At 38.5% G+C, this 16,196-nt stretch carries 14 protein-coding genes and 1 CRISPR repeat array; of the genes, 7 read left to right on the top strand and 7 right to left on the bottom strand.

Annotated features, from left to right (window positions below; all coding sequences use genetic code 11):
- Position 1: 1 nt before the first annotated feature.
- Entirely contained in the window at positions 2 to 292 is a 291-nt protein-coding gene (gene cas2 / locus JZO85_RS10020; protein WP_207108380.1) for a CRISPR-associated endonuclease Cas2, read from the top strand.
- 160 nt (positions 293 to 452) lie between these two features.
- Positions 453 to 953: direct repeats of the CRISPR family, unit length 34 nt; unit sequence TGTCGCTCCTCTTGTAGGAGTGTGGATTGAAATA.
- 105 nt (positions 954 to 1,058) lie between these two features.
- On the opposite strand, the gene JZO85_RS10015 is transcribed toward cas2, so the two are convergent.
- Positions 1,059 to 2,221, bottom strand: a protein-coding gene (locus tag JZO85_RS10015) for an IS3 family transposase (RefSeq protein WP_207108379.1) whose coding sequence is annotated in 2 segments (ribosomal slippage) — positions 1,059 to 1,945 and positions 1,945 to 2,221 — 1,164 coding nt in all. Because the reading frame shifts where the segments join, the coding sequence is not laid out codon by codon here.
- Positions 2,222 to 2,800: 579 nt separating this feature from the next.
- Here JZO85_RS10015 and JZO85_RS10010 point away from each other — a divergent pair.
- Positions 2,801 to 4,558, top strand: a complete 1,758-nt coding sequence (locus tag JZO85_RS10010) for a DUF2075 domain-containing protein (RefSeq protein ID WP_207108378.1) — start codon at positions 2,801 to 2,803, stop codon at positions 4,556 to 4,558.
- Between the two features lie 300 nt (positions 4,559 to 4,858).
- Here the strand turns inward: JZO85_RS10010 and JZO85_RS10005 are convergent, their stop codons facing one another.
- From JZO85_RS10005 to JZO85_RS09990, 4 genes are all read right to left on the bottom strand, one after another.
- Positions 4,859 to 5,464: a rhomboid family intramembrane serine protease gene (locus JZO85_RS10005; RefSeq protein WP_207108377.1), complete on the bottom strand. Its 606-nt coding sequence runs from the start codon at positions 5,462 to 5,464 to the stop codon at positions 4,859 to 4,861.
- A 624-nt stretch (positions 5,465 to 6,088) separates the two neighbouring features.
- Entirely contained in the window at positions 6,089 to 6,745 is a 657-nt protein-coding gene (locus JZO85_RS10000) for a CPBP family intramembrane glutamic endopeptidase (RefSeq protein ID WP_207108376.1), read from the bottom strand.
- Between the two features lie 13 nt (positions 6,746 to 6,758).
- On the bottom strand, positions 6,759 to 7,079 hold the full coding sequence (locus tag JZO85_RS09995) for a hypothetical protein (protein ID WP_207108375.1): 321 nt from the start codon (positions 7,077 to 7,079) through the stop codon (positions 6,759 to 6,761).
- Between the two features lie 232 nt (positions 7,080 to 7,311).
- On the bottom strand, positions 7,312 to 7,458 hold the full coding sequence (locus JZO85_RS09990) for a hypothetical protein (RefSeq protein WP_207108374.1): 147 nt from the start codon (positions 7,456 to 7,458) through the stop codon (positions 7,312 to 7,314).
- A 535-nt stretch (positions 7,459 to 7,993) separates the two neighbouring features.
- On the opposite strand from JZO85_RS09990, the gene JZO85_RS09985 reads away from it, so the two are divergent.
- Positions 7,994 to 8,791 carry an ADP-ribosylglycohydrolase family protein gene (locus JZO85_RS09985; RefSeq protein WP_347401797.1) on the top strand — a complete coding sequence of 266 codons (798 nt, stop codon included), beginning with the start codon at positions 7,994 to 7,996 and terminating at the stop codon, positions 8,789 to 8,791.
- A 199-nt stretch (positions 8,792 to 8,990) separates the two neighbouring features.
- On the opposite strand, the gene JZO85_RS09980 is transcribed toward JZO85_RS09985, so the two are convergent.
- A complete protein-coding gene (locus tag JZO85_RS09980; RefSeq protein WP_207108373.1) occupies positions 8,991 to 10,097 on the bottom strand; it encodes an ABC transporter ATP-binding protein in 1,107 nt (368 codons plus the stop codon).
- A 66-nt stretch (positions 10,098 to 10,163) separates the two neighbouring features.
- Complete coding sequence (locus JZO85_RS09975) at positions 10,164 to 11,177, bottom strand: GntR family transcriptional regulator (RefSeq protein ID WP_207108372.1); 1,014 nt, start codon at positions 11,175 to 11,177, stop codon at positions 10,164 to 10,166.
- A 134-nt stretch (positions 11,178 to 11,311) separates the two neighbouring features.
- Here JZO85_RS09975 and JZO85_RS09970 point away from each other — a divergent pair, with 134 nt between their 5' ends.
- The 4 genes from JZO85_RS09970 to JZO85_RS09955 are packed head-to-tail and all read left to right on the top strand — an operon-like array spanning position 11,312 to position 16,187.
- Positions 11,312 to 12,205, top strand: coding sequence for a carbohydrate ABC transporter permease (locus JZO85_RS09970; RefSeq protein WP_207108371.1), 894 nt, complete (start codon positions 11,312 to 11,314; stop codon positions 12,203 to 12,205).
- Between the two features lie 2 nt (positions 12,206 to 12,207).
- A complete protein-coding gene (locus JZO85_RS09965) occupies positions 12,208 to 13,035 on the top strand; it encodes a carbohydrate ABC transporter permease (protein ID WP_207108370.1) in 828 nt (275 codons plus the stop codon).
- Positions 13,036 to 13,041: 6 nt separating this feature from the next.
- Positions 13,042 to 14,442: an ABC transporter substrate-binding protein gene (locus JZO85_RS09960; protein WP_207108369.1), complete on the top strand. Its 1,401-nt coding sequence runs from the start codon at positions 13,042 to 13,044 to the stop codon at positions 14,440 to 14,442.
- A 14-nt stretch (positions 14,443 to 14,456) separates the two neighbouring features.
- Positions 14,457 to 16,187, top strand: a complete 1,731-nt coding sequence (locus JZO85_RS09955) for a glycoside hydrolase family 2 protein (RefSeq protein ID WP_207108368.1) — start codon at positions 14,457 to 14,459, stop codon at positions 16,185 to 16,187.
- Positions 16,188 to 16,196: the final 9 nt, after the last annotated feature.

The raw sequence follows: 16,196 nt of genomic DNA, 5'->3' as shown, positions 1-16,196 counted from the left end.
TATGATGATTTTAGTAACGTATGATGTGTCAACTCAAGAACGAAGCGGAGCAAAACGGTTAAGAAAAGTCGCTAAAATTTGTCAAGATTATGGCATCCGCGTTCAAAATTCCGTTTTCGAATGTATAGTCGATCAGACACAATATTTTCAGATGAAAACAAAATTATTGGACACGATTGATGAGAACAAAGACTCGCTACGAATTTATCAACTTGGAAAAAATTACAAATCAAAAGTGGAGCATTATGGCGTAAAAGAAACAATCAACGTGGAAGATTCTTTAATTTTCTAATGTGTGCGAACCACAGTCAAACATAAAATAGATAGGTCTTTCGCACCAGAAAATGCTGACTCTGATTATGTTTATGAGAAAAAAGTTTAAGAAAAGTAATGGATCCATCATTTGAATAGCTTTTTTGAACAAAATAAGGGAAAAAATACTCTTATTTTGCAGTCGCTCCTCTTGTAGGAGTGTGGATTGAAATAATTGATCGCTCGCATTGACGTACATTTCTGCGCGGTCGCTCCTCTTGTAGGAGTGTGGATTGAAATAAAATATACAGGGGAGTTTTTAGAAGTGCAAAGCATGTCGCTCCTCTTGTAGGAGTGTGGATTGAAATACACCTGTTGAAGTTGAACTTTTGAGAAATGCTTGTCGCTCCTCTTGTAGGAGTGTGGATTGAAATAATCAATATTAATTATGAAGATTTGGATGCTCCATGTCGCTCCTCTTGTAGGAGTGTGGATTGAAATATAAAGAAGGTGTTTAAATGTCTGACTGGTACGAGTCGCTCCTCTTGTAGGAGTGTGGATTGAAATATCTTCTGAAATACTGACGACCAGTTCAAAGACCTGTCGCTCCTCTTGTAGGAGTGTGGATTGAAATCTTGCTACAGCAATGGAAACACTACGACATAAAGGTCGCTCCTCTTGTAGGAGTGTGGATTGAAATATTGGAATGGCAACCTTTTTTTTGACAAAATTTATAAGGTGTCATAAAAACTTCGTGTTAGTGCTCCGATTGTGAGCCTTCTCGGCAGAAGCTCAATCTAAAGTGATTACGCTGCCTCTCCACCAGTGTCACATCCAAGCTCATTATCAAGGGCGTGCTTCGCCGATCTCTGGTGACGATACGCCATCGGAGTCTCATAGCCCAGTGTGCCGTGCAATCGCAGATAATTCCACCAATGTACGTAATCAAATAATTCTCGTTGTAAGTCTTCTAGCGTTTCAAATTGAGACTGACGAATAAATTCCACTTTGACCGATTTGTATGTAGACTCCGCAACCGCATTATCATAGGGACAGCCTTTCTTGCTTAAAGAACGCGTGATATCAAAGGCTGATAGAATTTCTTCAATGGTTTGATTATCAAATTCTTTTCCGCGATCTGTATGAAAAAGAGTCACATTCGTCAAAGGATAGACGATTCGAGCGAACGCCGCTTTGACTAACGCCGCGTCTTTTTTCTTGCCGCATGAATACCCAATAATTTCTCGATTGAACAAATCGAGGATAAGACAGATATAATGCCAGTGCTTGCCAACACGCACATAGGTAAGATCGGTAACGATTGCTTCCAATGGCGTTTCTTTTGAGAAGTTTCGATCCAATACATTCGCTGTCTTGGCTTCGTTACAAGAAGAAGCGGGTACCTTGAGATGAGCGAGTGTGTAGGTTGAACGCAATCCGCGTTGCTTCATGATACGTCCAATTCTGCGGCGACTGACTTGAAGTCCAAGATTCGCCAAGCATTTCTTCAATTTTCGGGTACCATACGCGTTGCGATTGCGTAGAAATTCTTCTTCCACGAGTGCTTCTAGTTCGGCTTCGCTTTCGACTGTTTTGGTTTGATAATAGTAGGTTTGACGCGAAATGTTTAAGACCTTGCACATCGCTGATATCGAGTATTTGTGTTTGTTGGCATCAATTACTTGTCTTTTCGTCCGAATATCAGCGCCGCTTGCTTTAAAATGTCGTTCTCCATTTCCAGTTGCTTATTTTTCTTTCGCAGAGCGATCAGCTCCTGTTGCTCTGGAGTAAGGTTGTCTTTTTCCTTAAAGGAGCCAGTGGTCTGAGCCTGCTTCACCCATTTATCAAAGGTAGAAGCGGTCAACTCGTACTCACGAATGATCTCGGCTCTCGGTTTTCCTGCGAGATATAAATCGACAATTTGTTGTTTGAACTCTTTTGAATAGGTTCGACGTTGACGTCTTGACATAAAAAATCCTCCAGTGTGTTTTTTCTTATTCTACACACCTTATTTTTTCTGTCTAGTCTAGTGTAGCCGATCCATATTCAAGTCTCTCTTAGATAAATTGCATCCAATTGTCGCTCCTCTTGTAGGAGTGTGGATTGAAATAACTATACAGAAATGATCTCTTATACTTTGATCGATGTCGCTCCTCTTGTAGGAGTGTGGATTGAAATATTGATGGATACACTAAGAAATCAATATATGCCTATGTCGCTCCTCATGTAGGAGTGTGGATTGAAATATGCTCACAAAATACTGTTTATATGCTGCAATATCGTTGCTCCACTTGTAGGAGTGTGGATTGAAATACACCAATTCAAGCATTAACAATGGGCTTGAACTAGTCGCTCCTCTTGCAGGAGTGCGGATTGAAATTAGAATAAAAAGGTTGATTTAATTAAGCTAGATTTGAGTTCTAGTAAAATTGACTATATTTATGAATTGATCTGTATATAACACAATGACAAAACTCTCTCGATAATCAAAATACTCTACGTTATAATTAAACCAACATAAGAAAAAACGACATTATCGAGGTGCAGCATGGAAGTATCAAAGCCAATTATCTATGAAGTTGATTATGCAAAAGAATCTCTGAATCATTTAGAAGAAAAAATTCAGACCAAAGGGAAAAAAGAGCAAAAGGTGATGCTCAGTTATCCTACGGTTTATATCGTAAATGACAAGAAAACTCCATCAAAGTATTCCGTTTATATTGGGGAAACGAATGATATTAAACGGCGTACTATTGAACATTTAAAAGAAATTCGTGATGATTGGCAAGAATTATCGAATTCTGATCAGGCCAAGATGTTTGTAATAGGTCATGAACATTTCAACAAGTCATTAACCTTAGATATTGAAAATCGTTTAATGCAGTATCTGTCGAGTGTTGAAGCGGTTGAGAATTTAAATAATCGTAGAACAAATCCACAGAACGATTACTATACTTCAGAAGAGCTAGGTAGTATTTTTTCGGAAATTTGGAAGAAGCTCCAGCGGAAAAATAAAGAACTATTTCCCCTTGAAAGAATAATTAGGGATTCAGCTATTTTTAAAGCCTCACCTTTTCACAAGTTAACTAGAGAACAAATGAACGCGCGTGAGGATATTATTCTTAAGGTGACTGAGGCATTAAACCGAAACAGAGAAGGCCAATTAATCATCGTTGAGGGTGAAGCTGGATCGGGGAAAACAGTATTGATGAGCAGTCTGTTTTATGAATTAAATCAGCTTTCATTGGATGATTCTGAGAACATCGTGCTTAAGGATACGAGCCAGTATTTATTAGTGAATCATGATCAGCAGTTGAAGGTTTATGAACAAATCGCTTCGAAATTAGGTATCCTATCAAAACGAAATCCAGATGTTGTGTCAAAGCCGACGAAATTTATTAACAATCACTCAGAAGATGAGAAGGTAGATATTGTTATCGTGGATGAGGCTCATTTATTGTGGACTCAAGGGAAACAATCTTATCGAGGTCAAAACCAGCTTGAGGATTTATTGAAGCGGGCAAAAGTTGTTGTGGCAGTGCTTGATCGTAATCAAATTCTTTCACGTGAGCAGTATTGGGACGAACAGGATATGATGGAAACAATTCTTGAAGCTAATCTCAGAAACAACTATATTCATCTGGAAAATCAATTACGAATTAATGCGGATAAGGAAACTGTGAACTGGATTCGGAATCTTATTGATAACGGGGCAATTGAAAATATCCCTGTTGATTCTAAAAACTATGCGATTGAAATTTTTGATGATCCTGGAGAAATGTACAAAGAAATTCAAAAAAAAGCAAAGAATGAGGAATCTGGTATTTCTCGTATTCTAGCAACCTTTGATTGGGCATATATAGATAAGAAAAAGCCAGAAAATGAAGATTACTGGAATGTAAAGATTGGAGATTGGCAGTTGCCTTGGAACTTGCAGCTTCCACAAACCCGTCAAGAGAAACGAAAAAATCGCAATCGTGCCTGGGCGGAGCAAGCTCAAACAATCGGTGAGGTAGGCTCAACCTTTACTATTCAAGGATTTGATCTGAACTATGCAGCCGTTATTATTGGACCATCAGTAAAATATCGGAATGGCAGAATCGTTTTTGATAAGGCAGCAAGCAAAAACAAAAAAGCAATTCAAAATCGTGCGGGAAAAGATGGCGAGAAACTGGATGTTTCTGATTTTCTGCTTAAGAATGAGTTGAATGTTTTACTAACTCGGGGTGTTAACGGCTTATATATTTATGCCGTGGACGATGAGCTTCGAAAAGCTCTTAATGAAGCAAAAAAAGAGAAAGTTTGAATCAATATGAAAAGTTGTAATGCGGAGAATTTTTGGAACGTAAGTATTATCCCTCTTTTCAAAGTTTGGAGACATAACTGTAGCTATGTCTCCAAAAAAATCATTATTTCATTCAATTCTATAAAAACAAGCTCATCTCAAAAGCCTCGTTTTAGAAATGAGAGCTTTAAGTTGAGCTTGTTTTTTGTTTAGAAATGACTTGAATGCCAGCTGATAATGGATAATTGTTTACTAAATAGTTGTTAAAGATGTCGTATAGAATGCAAACATTGTTGTTCCTCTGATTTTAGTCTAAGCCTCTTAATAACGATACTTTCCCTTCTTATTTTGAAGTCCGTTCATATGATATAGGTATCCAAACAACGCGCCTAACAAGCCACCAATGATATGAGCCATTCTCGAAATATTATCATTGGATATCACACCGCTTACGATTTCATTTCCGATATAAAGCGTGCCTACCAAAATAACTGTAAGGGGAATCCTGCCATCCTTCATGTTAGCGAAGGAGGCTAGCAGTATAAACATAAACACGATGCCGCTTGCTCCCAAAAGCATTGTACGCGGAAAGAAAATGACATTGATCAAGCCGATGATTGCAGATGTAGTCAGTATCATGATTAACACGTTTTTACTGCCATACTTTTCTTCCACTAATGGTCCAACTGCTAATAGTAGTAGAAAGTTTCCCGAATAATGGCTCAAATCTTGGTGGGCAAGGGTGTGGGTGAATAATCGTAAATACATCATTGGATCTGCCCAGGATGAATAGTATACGGCAAATAATTTGTTGATTTCTCCATTCGTCACTACATTTAGAATCAGTACGACAAATGATGCTATGGCCAGACCTAAAATAACTGGTGAGTTGAAGCTGATTAACTTATTCATTTTTCTTTTTTCCATGTCATGCCCCTTTTTTAGTTAATTTAACTAGTTGAGCTGCTCACTATACTTTTAAAATAATTTGGACAAGTTGCATCTGGCATTCGCATGATCCTGTTCTTATCTAATTCCATTGAATAGTCAGATAAGACAAGTAATGATAGTCAACCGATCGAAATCGAAGCTTTTCTTATTAATGAAATAAGCTTTAATAAAAAAGTGTTTTAGAAAAAACGACTAGTCAATGCTTAATCCAAATGTAATTCATTATATATAAAGCGATGATAGCATTCAATTTTTTCTTATTCAATAAGACTTAAGTTGTATTGCTCCACGTAAACTAGGATATTGGGTTCTGTTCTCTACACTAAGTTCTGCTTCAAAAGGATAAAAAGGGTACACAAAATAGGAGGGCTTGGTAATAGTAAAAACCTATTAGTACGAGAAGCAATAAAAGACTGTGAAAAGCTCGTCATAAATGCTCGTCAGTTTATGGAGATTATCACTAATGATAGGATCTATTGCGCTTGTTCACTACATTCGATTTCTTTTAATACTCTCATGTTGCCTGCTTTTTATTGCTCCTGCTTTCTCGTCAAAATCCTTCGCAGAAGAACAAAAAAGACAGCTCATAGCTGCCCAAAATTATTGCATCAAAATCATTGCGATCGCGCCTATAGCGTTATTGAAAAAATGAACCATAATTGAAACTTCCAGTCTTCCGGTTTTGTAATAAGCCAACGCGAAGACTAATCCCATCGACGCATATAGAACGAAGTTAGGAATATCTGTCGCCATATGAAGAAATCCGAAACAGATGCTGCTTAATACAACGCCTAGGATTGGCAGCTTCTCACAAAGCAGTTTAATGATTCCAGCACGAAAAACAATCTCCTCCATAATCGGTGCTGAGATGGCGATTATCAGAAAAAGCAGCAGAGGATTCACATTGTTAAACATTACGCCTAACGCAGCATCGTTATCACTGGTCTGTGTTCCATTAAGTTGCTGAATAAGCAGCGTGCCCCCAATCGCGATGATTCGCAATAGCACTGTTGAGCCGATGATGATTAACATATTTTTCTTTGTGAGCCAAGCAGTATTAAATTCAATCAGCTTCAGTTTTTTCGCGAGCCATAAAAGTATGGCAATATTAACGACCACCATCAAAATCATAGCCGATAGACCCAAAACAGATAATGGCTTTGTGATACTAATTTGAACAATGCTAAAAACAGTCATGCTTATTTGACTTAAAATAAATAGAGCTATGACAATGAAAAAATTTTTAATGACCTTCAAAATAAATATCCCCCTAATATAGTTCGTTTCTTTTCCAATTTGTAAAACCTTCCTTATAGTTCTTGATAAATTTAGGAACATCTTGATTGTCACTATTAATTTGCGTCATTCGAGTAAAAAGTTTTGAGTATTTTAAGTTGATATCTCGAATCTTCTGATTTGTGATATATTCATTACTTTTCTGAAAATGATCCAACTCAGCTTGAAAAAACTCCATCTTTTTATGATCATAATCTGTGATTGTTCTTTTAGGTAACGTTGGAGTTGGAGGTGAAGATGTCATATACTTCATGAGTACAATGACAATTAATAGTGAGAATAAAATGATAACCATAATAGCTCCTAGTTTCTAAATGTATTATACACTTAAATATAACTTTATTCATCACGTAGTGTTTTTTAGCATTATCAGATAACTGTTTAAGATGATATTCAAGAGAGTCTTTGACGCATAGCAAGCGAATCGCTATTTCAAAAGTTATGCTCCTAATACGAAGAGCCATACATCCGAATTTTATAATGAAGATTTTGAATATATCATCTTGAAGCCGCATAACTCAGAATCACTACCTTGCATGAAACAAACCATGCAGCATTTGAGATATAATGATAATCACGATAACACCGACGATTGCAGAGAGCAGCGATTTTTGTCCAAACAGTAACCAGAGAATGATGGCGACAATTTCTATTCCAAAAATGATATACTTCATTTTTTATCCTCTTTTCTTAGCTGAAGTGATGGATTTTTATAGTTGTTTCAGGTAGCTAAAGAATAGCGAATCCTTCTAATTATAGTCAAATGTACTGCTTGCATTGTTCGATAAATGACTTTCGTCTTCTTGACAAAAGAGAAAGAACCTGTACTATTTTTAGTGAGAACGGTTCATCCTGCCGTTGGAATTGTTTGTGGTGTTGCATCTGTAATAGCTTCGAATAGAGCTATGTGTCAGATAGTTATTAATGCAGCTGTACGAGGAAGTACCACATACTTCATATTCAGCAACTGTAAAAATCTTAGAAATTAGATAAGAATTCAACCAATAAGGAAAAGTGATATGAAGATCAATTTTAAAAAATATATTAGGAATTACATTTTAATAATGGGAATCTATGTAATCTCAAAATATCTTATCAATGGAGTATTCATTTTCAATTGGAAGGTTCTTCTTTTTACAATTATCCTAGGTGTCTTATATGTTCCGGGTGCTTACTATATGGATAAGCATAGATAAATAATAGCAGTTCATTTTTAAATTAAAGATAAAGATTACCCTAATCAAGAAAAATCAGGGACAGATTCGTGTGGAAGATTACATTGCAGAGCTGCGGGAATGGAATGATAATTCTCCTGTTTCGGCATTCGTTTCAGGACCATCGACACTAAAGGCTTTGGAGAAAATCGCTCAAGGTGTGCCCATTGAAGAGACTGGCGTCACAGGGACTACAAATGGCGCATCCATGAAGATTGCACCGATTGGACTAATCAGTGATTATCGTGACCTGCCTTCATTAGTGAAAAATGTCGCGGAAATCTGCCTGCCGACCCACAACACAAAAATCGCTATTGCGGGAGCTAGCGCTGTAGCGGCGGCTATCAGCTATACTGTTCGAGGGGGACGATCCATCGAAGAAATCTGGTCAGTAGCCTTTGATGCTATCGAAGCAGCGAAAGAATACGGGTACGACTTTCCTGCGGCATCCTTAACCTTCCGTATGAATCAAGCAAGAAAGATCCTGCGACAGGAAACGGATGAACACGTCATTTTGCAACGTTTGTACGAAGAGATCGGGACAGGTATGGAGACGATCGAAACGATCCCAAGTTCCTTTGTGATTGTCGAATTAGCAAAGGGTGATCCATTGAAAGCTGCACAATTAAGTGCCTCACTTGGTTGGGATACAGATACGATCGGAGCAATCAGTGCGGCGATCTGTGGCGGAATGAATCCTAATTTGCCCAAAGAAATGATTCAGCAAATCGAAGAAGTCAATCAGTTGGATTTTGATCAGTTAGCGGAGGATGTATTGCCGTTTGTGAAGTAGGACTTGGAAATAGAGAAATCTAGATTGAAAAATATCCTTCTAATAGAGCTGTCAGCAACCTAAAAATGGTGACAGCTCTATTTCTTTTTATTTAATTGTCTAATACTCGAATATACTTTTGGGAGAGTTTAATGAAAGCTGTTATAACCAATAATACAAGAAGGCTGATAGTATTTTGCACCACCAGCCTAAACACAATTTACACCTGAATGGTCAGCTCACTTTCAGGATCAAAGAAATGACTATTATTCAGATCCAATCCCAGCTCGACGATGGCGCCAGGATTATGGAAATCTCGGGCGTCTACTTTTGAGACAAACTCTGAATCGCCTGAACGTGCGTAAAGCATGGTTTCAGCACCTAATAATTCAGAGACGACAACCTCAGCTTTGATTACTGTTTCTGGGGTGGAGTCGATGAAAACTTGTTCTGCGTGAATATCTTCTGGACGAATCCCGAAGGTTACAGCTTGATTATCATAGCCTTTTTCCACCAATCCTTTATATTTTCCTTCAGGGACTTTTAAGCGAATCCCCGAATTGTTGACTAAGTAGCCATTTGAAAGGGTTACTTCAAAGAAATTCATGGCAGGGGAGCCGATAAAGCTTGCGACAAAAATATTTTCTGGTGCATTATAAACCTGCTGAGGAGGCCCGATTTGCTGAACGATTCCGTCTTTCATAATGACAATACGATCAGCCATCGTCATGGCTTCTGTCTGATCATGGGTAACATAGATTGTTGTTGTTTCGAGCCGTTGATGAAGCTTTGCGATTTCTGCACGCATGGCAACACGAAGCTTCGCATCTAGGTTAGATAAGGGTTCATCCATTAGGAAGACTTTGGCGTCTCTGACGATCGCACGGCCGAGAGCGACGCGTTGTCTTTGTCCGCCGGATAGAGCAGCTGGCTTGCGGTTTAGGTACTCAGTTAGTCCTAAAATTTCAGACGCATGATCGACGCGCTGTTTGATATCTGCTTTATCTAGCTTGCGCAGCTTCAAGCCAAAGGCCATATTGTCGTAAACGGTCATATGAGGATAAAGGGCATAATTCTGAAAGACCATTGCAATATCTCGATCCTTTGGTGCGACATCGTTCATTTTCTTTCCATTGATCAGAAATTCTCCCTCTGAAATATCCTCCAAACCGGCGATCATCCGCAAGGTGGTTGATTTTCCGCAGCCAGATGGTCCGACAAAGACAATGAACTCCTTATCTTTGATCTGGAGGTTGAAATCTGTCACTGAGTAATGGGTACTATTGTCATATTTTTTATAGACGTTTTGTAAAGCTAATTCCACCATGTTTTTCCCTCTTTTCTTCTTATTAATATCCCTTTACAAATAATTTTGATTTTCAATGTGTTCTTCTTAAGACAACGATCCTTTCGAAAGCATCGTCGGAACGAAGGTAAGCGTTGGATCACAGGTTTCGTCGTTTAGTAGTTTTTTCAAATTAGCGATGACTAGTCGTGAGATTTCCTCGACGTCCTGCTCGATGTAATAGTTGCATCCCGCTGGATTATCGAAGGATAAATGAAAGATATTGTTTGTCTCTGTATAATCATGGATCAGTTTTGACAGATGGGCATTTACCGTAATAACGACATCAGGCTTGTTCTTCTCTAAAAAAGCAATCAGCGATTCATTGGATTCAATCGTTGATGGAACGAATAACCAAAGATTTTTATCAATGGGTATTTGATTTTTTACGTAAGCGCATTCAATTCCTTTTGTACGATCGATTGTCGCGGAATTTTCTTCGACGGTTGTGATAAAGGCAAATTTTTTGAATCGTTTTTGTATGACCATATCTGCAAGTTTAAAGCCGGCGCTGAAATTATCAGAAGTCACACTGGTAATTCCCAGCTTATTAAAGTAACGGTCGACTAGCACCAACGGAAATTTTTCGAGGTGCAATCGTAAGATATCTTCATTATAGTTCTCTGACTCCGTTGGAAAAATGATCAGACCCTCTACGCCGCATTCGATAAAGTAATGAATCAGATTGATTTCTTCTTCCATTGATTCTCGAGATAAACCAAAGAAGAAACGTAATTTTTCTTTTCTAGCGAAAGCTTCTAAATGGCTTAGCAGTTGACGGTCGATACTTGTTTTCATGGTTGTAAAGATGAATCCGATGATCCGTTCTTTCTTTTCTACATTTTCAAAATCGACAAAGGTTCCTTTTCCGCGAATACGTTTCACATAGCCTTTTTCAGCTAGATTATTTAGAGCATTCTTGGCAGTAATCTGACTGACGTGGAACTGGGAGACAATTTCTGTTTCGGAAGGGATTCGATCTCCTTTTTTTAATTGTCCGTGCTCGATTTGTTGGATGAAGCTCTCTTCGATTTGCTTATATAATGGAATATTTTTTTTCATGAGCATCACTCGATTTCAATTATTTTTTCTAAACAAAGTATAAAGGAAACTACCTGTTTAAAATATACTAAATATAGTATATATCAATATTTTTTTTTATATTAATATGGAGTCAAGAATAAGGAGGGCGTCTTATGGAGTATATAAAAAGGAAAGTGAATCGAACACTGCATTTGATATTCGTTGCACCATCCATGATATTTATTTTCTTTTTGGCAATTGTTCCATTAGTCTATGCGATCTTTTTAAGTTTTCGCAATTATAAGCTAACCATGCCAAACGGCAGTGCCCGATTCATTGGAATCGAAAATTATGTAAGCGTTATTAAAGATGAGGCGTTTGTCCAATCAATCAGCTGGACATTAATTTTCAGTTTGTTTGCGGTGACCATTTCAGTTGGAATTGGACTGCTTTTAGCGGTGCTGCTAACCAATTCCGAACAGAGTCGTGGCGTTCGCCTATTGAAGAGCTTTTTGATTTTACCAATGATGGTTGCCCCTGTTGTCTCGAGTACAATGTGGAAGATATTGTTTGGTGCGGTCTACGGTCCAATCAATTATTTGATTGAGCTGTTTAATGCCTCGGCAGTTTCTTGGACAGGTGAGACCTTACCTGCTCGGTTAGCGATTATCATCATTGATTCATGGGGGTCTATCCCTTTTTGTATGTTGATTTTCTTAGGCGCCTTGACCACCATACCAGATGAGCTGTACGAGAGTGCTTTAATTGATGGAGCGAGTGCTTTTACTTCATTTAGAAAGATTACCCTGCCATTGATTCGCAACTTTATTTCTTTAGTAGTCTCTTTACGATTGATGGATTCACTGAAGGTATTTGATCCGATCATGATCATGACGGATGGTGGACCCAGCGGAACAACGGAATCCATCGGCACGATGATGTATAAGATGGCTTTTCGGTACATGGATGTGGGTAGAGGTTCGGCAGCGGCAATCATATTCTTCATTATTATTGCGATCGTATCCATAACAACACTAATGCTGACGCGAAAAGAGGAGGTGAAATAGCAATGAAAAAGAAAAAATTTCCACTATCATTGGTGCTCCTCGTCATCTTTTCGATTATTTTCCTTTTTCCAATTTATTGGACGATCACGACAGCAGTGAAGCAGCCAAGTCAAATTATGGTCATCCCGCCAGAATTTATTCCGTCTAAGATAAGCTTTCAAAATTTTCGACAGGTGATCGCAGAGAATAACATGGGACAGTTCTTCTGGAACAGCTTATCGATCTCTATTTCTACAACGATCATCACGTTGATTATTGCCAGCTTTGCAGGATATGGCTTTTCTCGCTTTAACTTTAGAGGCAAGAAGCTGTCACTATTATTAGTGATCGCCGTTCGGATGATTCCAAGCTTGGTATACATGATTCCTTATTACATTATTTTCAATCAGCTTCATTTATTGGATTCCAAGCTTGGCTTGACGATCGTCTATATTACTGCCAACTTGCCGCTAGCTATCTGGCTTTCAACGAGTTTCTTTGATGAGCTGCCGGATGAAATATTTGAATCCGCCAAAATTGATGGCTGTACGGAATTTCAGATTTATTGGCGAATTGCTTTACCTTTAGTTGTACCCGGTTTAGTCGTTATCTCCATATTAGTCTTTTTAGCTTCATACAATGAGTTTGGTACAGCGTTGGTTTTATTGTTTAACGATAGTACGAAGACATTGCCTGTAGGAATCAGCGGAATGGTGCAGCTTCAGAAGGATACACCATTTGGCCTACTCGCTGCGGCAGGTACGATCGCGATGATCCCAGCGTTCATTTTAGCGTTAACAACCCAAAAATATGTTCAGAAAGGAATTACCGCAGGAGCGGTAAAAGGGTAAAAAATTATGAAAAAGATTGGTTTGCTTTGTACAGTTCTTTTGTCATTAGTCGTTATTTCAGGCTGTGGCGGAGGAGGAGAAACAAAAGAGAGTGCCAAGAGTTCTGAACCGGTGGAATTGAAGACACCCGAAAAATTCGGTATTAAATTGGAAAACCTTGATGCTTCAGGTACGCTAGAGGGTCAATACAAAGGGAAAAAAATTACGGTCGCAACTCGAACTGGAGATCATGAAACAGCGTTGAAGGAAGCGGCTAAGTATTTTGAAGCAGCTTCTGGAGCAAAAGTGGAAGTCCAAAGTTTTCCTGCCGGTAATGATGAAGAGAAAATTCAATTGGATTTAAGTACGAGCCATACCTTTGATGCAGTATTGATGCCTGTAGCCAATATTCATTCCTATGCGGCTTCGGGTTATTTGAAGAAGCTGGATGATTATAAAAAGGTAGCTGATCCTGAATTAGATATGGATGATTTCATTCCTTCTATCTTAGATCTATATGGTAAATATGATGGGAAATTATATGCATTCCCATACAAACCAGACACACAGATGCTGTTCTATCGAAAAGACATTTTTGAGGACGAAAAAGTAAAGGCAGCCTACAAAGAAAAAACAGGCAAGGATTTAGCAGTACCAACGACGAATGAGGAAATGGTCGAAGTAGCCAAGTACTTTACGAAAGCAAAAAATGCGGATTCGCCTATAGATTATGGCTATATCAGTATGGGATCAACAACTAACAGTCGAGCAATCTGGATGAACCGTGAAGGTGAACAAACAGTTATTTCAAAGGATAATCAAGCAACTGTCGATAATGATGGTACGAAAAAAGCTATGGAAACGATGATGGAACTAAAAAACTATGCTCCAAAGGAATGGACTCAATTAGGTTGGGACGAAGCCAATGCGATGTTTGTTGAAGGAAAAGCTTTAATGATGGAGCAATGGCCAGGGCTGATCAATTCGATCAATGATGACAAATCTAAAATCAAGGATAAAGTCGGTTTCGCTGTAACACCAGGAAGTTCTCCGGTTCTAGGTGGCTGGTCAATCGCGGTAACAAATCATTCTGAAGAGGATGAGTTGGCCTACAAATTTATTGAGTTTGTGACTTCTAAGGATGCTGAGTTGTTAAAGGTGGAGCATACGATGGACCCTGTTCGTCAGTCGAATTACGAACGCGGAGAAGTAATGGAAAGTAATCCGATGTATCCTGTTTTATTAGATTCATTGACAAAAGGAAAGCAGCTGGTTGATGCTGATGTTCCCTATATTTCAGCTCAATTAAACGACATTTTAGAGGATGAAACACAAAATCTGTTAAATGGAAAACAAGACATTGATAAAACTACTGCAAACATGCAGAAGAAACTAAAAAAAGAAATCAGTAATGCAGAGATAGAATAAGGAGTTGTTCTCAAATGGATTTTTACCCACGTCCCCAATTTGAAAGAAAAGCATGGTTAGATTTAGATGGTCCATGGTCCTTTGATTTTGATGATCAAAGGATCGGAATTAAACACAAGTGGTATGAGACTCACGACTACAGCAAGGAAATCACTGTTCCTTTCGTTTACCAATCAGAGGAAAGTGGGATCAATTCTCAGGATATTCATGACTGTGTATGGTATAACAAAATGATTATTTTGGAAGAAGTCGATGCACCCAGAATCCTGCTTCATTTTGGTGCGAGTGATTATTACACCCAAGTTTGGGTAAATGGTCAATATTGTGGGGATCACAAAGGTGGGCATACTCCTTTTTCCTTTGATATTTCAAATCAAATTCAGGAGGATCGTCAGCTTAAAATTGATGTATGCGTGACGGACTATAGCTATGACGAACATTTACCTCGTGGGAAACAAAATTTCAAAGGAAAGTCAGAAGGTATTTTTTATACGGGAACGACGGGTATTTGGCAAACTGTCTGGTTGGAATTTACAGAAAAAGATTATATTGATTCAGTTTGCTATATTCCCGATACAGTTGAAAATACCGTGAATATTTCGACAGAGGTACAAGCACCCACCAATGCCAAATTAGGAATAAGGATTTATCGTGGCAATGAAGTTATTGTCGATTCGACATCGATTATTAAGGGACATTCAATGACGGTTGATTTTGAAATCCCTGATTTTAATGACCATCACTACGGCTATTGGTGGAGTCCAGAACATCCCAATCTATACGATGTGGAGCTTGTCTTATTGGTCAATGAACAAGAAGTTGATCGAGTGACCTCCTATTTTGGCATGCGAACCGTCTCTATTGAGCATCAGCTGATTTGTTTGAATCATATGCCTTTTTATACAAAATCAGTCCTATACCAAGGGTATTATCCAAACTCTCTGATGACGGCGAAAAGTGATGCGGAAATAAAAAAAGATGTAGAGCTAATCAAACAGATGGGCTTCAATAGTGTTCGACTACATCAAAAATATGAAAATCCACGGTTTCTATATTGGTGTGATAAATTAGGCTTGGTTGTCTGGGGGGAAGCGCCGAATGCCTATTCCTTCAGTAGGCGTTCAGTAGAAGAATTGCTGCAGGAGTGGCAACAGGCCATGAAGCGCGACTTCAACCATCCATCAATATGTGTATGGTTGCCGTTAAACGAAAGCTGGGGAGTGCCAAAGATTAAAAATTCAGTCGTGGAGCAGTCATTTGCAAATACGATGTATTATTTAACGAAGGCACTTGATCCGACACGTTTAGTGCTTTCAAACGACGGCTGGGAGCACACGATTTCCGATATTTGTACGATCCACGATTATGATGCGGATATAGAGAAACTTAAAGAACGGTATACCTCCGTATCAGCTGTTTTAGAAGGGCCACAAGGTCGAAGAATCTATGTCGGTGATTATAGCTATGACGAAGAACCGATGATTTTAAGTGAATTTGGTGGTATTGCTTTTGAAGAAACAAATGAAGATAACGCTTCATGGGGCTATTCAGGAGCGAGTACATCCAAAGAGTTTGAAGAAAAAGTCTTGACGATTATCTCAACAATTCAAGCCTCTGAATTGCTGCAAGGATATTGTTATACGCAGTTCAATGATTTAGAGCAGGAGGTCAATGGATTGCTTACAATGGAGAGAGAACCAAAGCTGGCACTAGAGTTGTTAGCTAAGATCAATCAAATGAAGTAGGTGGAGAAT

The organism is Candidatus Enterococcus murrayae, assembly GCF_017315985.1.
In the GTDB taxonomy this organism is placed as follows: Bacteria; Bacillota; Bacilli; order Lactobacillales; family Enterococcaceae; genus Enterococcus_A; species Enterococcus_A murrayae.
Note: the sequence above shows the minus strand (reverse complement) of the source record. Positions and strands in the feature narration are given on the sequence as shown.

Coding starts and splice junctions, on each gene's coding strand:
- JZO85_RS10005 (WP_207108377.1), bottom strand. CDS start 5,464: ATGGAAAAAAGAAAAATGAATAAGTTAATCAGCTTCAACTCACCAGTT.
- JZO85_RS09995 (WP_207108375.1), bottom strand. CDS start 7,079: ATGGTTATCATTTTATTCTCACTATTAATTGTCATTGTACTCATGAAG.
- JZO85_RS09980 (WP_207108373.1), bottom strand. CDS start 10,097: ATGGTGGAATTAGCTTTACAAAACGTCTATAAAAAATATGACAATAGT.
- JZO85_RS10010 (WP_207108378.1), top strand. CDS start 2,801: ATGGAAGTATCAAAGCCAATTATCTATGAAGTTGATTATGCAAAAGAA.
- JZO85_RS09955 (WP_207108368.1), top strand. CDS start 14,457: ATGGATTTTTACCCACGTCCCCAATTTGAAAGAAAAGCATGGTTAGAT.
- JZO85_RS09970 (WP_207108371.1), top strand. CDS start 11,312: ATGGAGTATATAAAAAGGAAAGTGAATCGAACACTGCATTTGATATTC.
- JZO85_RS09960 (WP_207108369.1), top strand. CDS start 13,042: ATGAAAAAGATTGGTTTGCTTTGTACAGTTCTTTTGTCATTAGTCGTT.
- JZO85_RS09975 (WP_207108372.1), bottom strand. CDS start 11,177: ATGAAAAAAAATATTCCATTATATAAGCAAATCGAAGAGAGCTTCATC.
- JZO85_RS09965 (WP_207108370.1), top strand. CDS start 12,208: ATGAAAAAGAAAAAATTTCCACTATCATTGGTGCTCCTCGTCATCTTT.
- cas2 (WP_207108380.1), top strand. CDS start 2: ATGATGATTTTAGTAACGTATGATGTGTCAACTCAAGAACGAAGCGGA.
- JZO85_RS09990 (WP_207108374.1), bottom strand. CDS start 7,458: ATGAAGTATATCATTTTTGGAATAGAAATTGTCGCCATCATTCTCTGG.